Origin of the sequence: Sphingobium terrigena (genome assembly GCF_003591655.1) — a bacterium.
In the GTDB taxonomy this organism is placed as follows: domain Bacteria; phylum Pseudomonadota; class Alphaproteobacteria; order Sphingomonadales; family Sphingomonadaceae; genus Sphingobium; species Sphingobium terrigena.
On the sequence record NZ_QVRA01000079.1, the window covers coordinates 1 to 1,549 of the forward strand.

Annotated in this window: 2 pseudogenes; both read left to right on the plus strand. The window is 63.9% G+C overall.

From position 1 onward, the window contains the following. Positions 1-586 (plus strand): annotated as a pseudogene (locus tag D0Z70_RS24405) (hypothetical protein); the annotation flags it as partial. Between the two features lie 171 nt (positions 587-757). Further along, positions 758-1,549, plus strand: a pseudogene (locus D0Z70_RS24410) (F0F1 ATP synthase subunit beta); the annotation flags it as partial.

Here is a 1,549-nt window from a genome sequence, read left to right on the forward strand (position 1 = left end):
CGATCGACCCGAGCACTCGGCATTGCGAGCGGCATATCTCGACGGCTCGGTGGTCGTAACGCCCAATCCCCATGTCCACGCGAAATTCGCCGACAAGCGCAATCTCACCCTGCTGTCCGACACCGCGCAGCTGCGGGAATGGGGTTTCGACCCGGCAATTGTCGACACGCTTGTTGCCGGGATTCCGGCAACCGAACGGGTCGACAAGGCTTCCGCCGAGCGGCTTTGGGCGGGCCGCAGGCAATTCTTCTTCAAGCCGGCCGGAGGGTATGGGAGCAAAGCGGCCTATCGTGGCGACAAGCTGACGAAATCGGTGTGGGCCGAGATCCTGGAGAGCGACTATGTCGCCCAAGCCTATGTGCGACCAAGCGAGCGGATCATCCGGCTGGATGGAGAGACGGTTAAGCGCAAGATCGACGTTCGTCTCTACACCTATGATGGGGAGCCGCTTGTTGCCGCAGCGCGACTATATCAGGGCCAAACCACCAATATGCGCACCGCCGGTGGTGGGTTCGCGCCTGTTCTGCTGATGGCCGCCGACGATTCGCCGCAGGACTGCGACAGGTGCGCCACTGGCGAGGCGTGAGCCGGACAGAACAGCGAAACTGGCGTCCTGAAAGTCGGGATACATCGGACTTCGCCAGACCGGATTGCATTAGCGATCCGGCGAAGCCGCGGCGCAGAGACGAGCATCCGTATAGTCCCGCATATCGATGCCGCCCGATCTCGCTTTAGCTCCCGTCATGAGAAGCTTGAGATGAGCAGCGCGGCACCCGACATCGATAAGGCGAGCGGACGCGTTTGCGCGATCCGCGGTCCCGTGCTCGACGTGGAATTTGCCGCCGGCTCGCTTCCGCCGGTCAACGATGCGCTGTGCATCGTAACCCCAACAGGGAAGCACATCGCCGAGGTGCAGAGCCATGTCGATGCGCGCACCGTGCGAGCGGTCGCACTCCAGACCACCAGCGGACTCGCGCGCGGCGCCCACGTCGAGGCCACGGGTGCAGCGATCATGGTCCCGGTCGGCGATGCGGTTCTGGGCCGCCTGCTCGATGCCACCGGCGTCATCGGCGACGGCGGGGCGGCGCTTCCAGTGGACGTTCCGCTTCGCCCAATCCATCGCCAACCGCCGCCACTCGATGCCCAGAGCACAGCGACGACGATGTTCGAGACCGGGATCAAGGTGATCGATCTGCTTGCGCCCCTCGCGCAGGGCGGCAAGGCGGCGATGTTCGGTGGCGCCGGGGTCGGCAAAACCGTGCTGGTGATGGAACTGATCAACGCAATGGTCGCACGTTACGAGGGCGTGTCGGTGTTTGCTGGTATCGGCGAGCGCTCGCGCGAAGGGCATGAACTGCTCACCGACATGCGCACTTCCGGCGTGATCGCGAAGACCGTGCTGGTCTTCGGACAGATGAACGAGCCGCCGGGCGCGCGCTGGCGGGTCGGTCTGACCGCGCTTACCATCGCCGAATATTTTCGCGACGAGCAGAAACGCAATGTGCTGCTGTTGATGGATAATGTCTTCCGCTTCGTCCAGGCGGGCAGC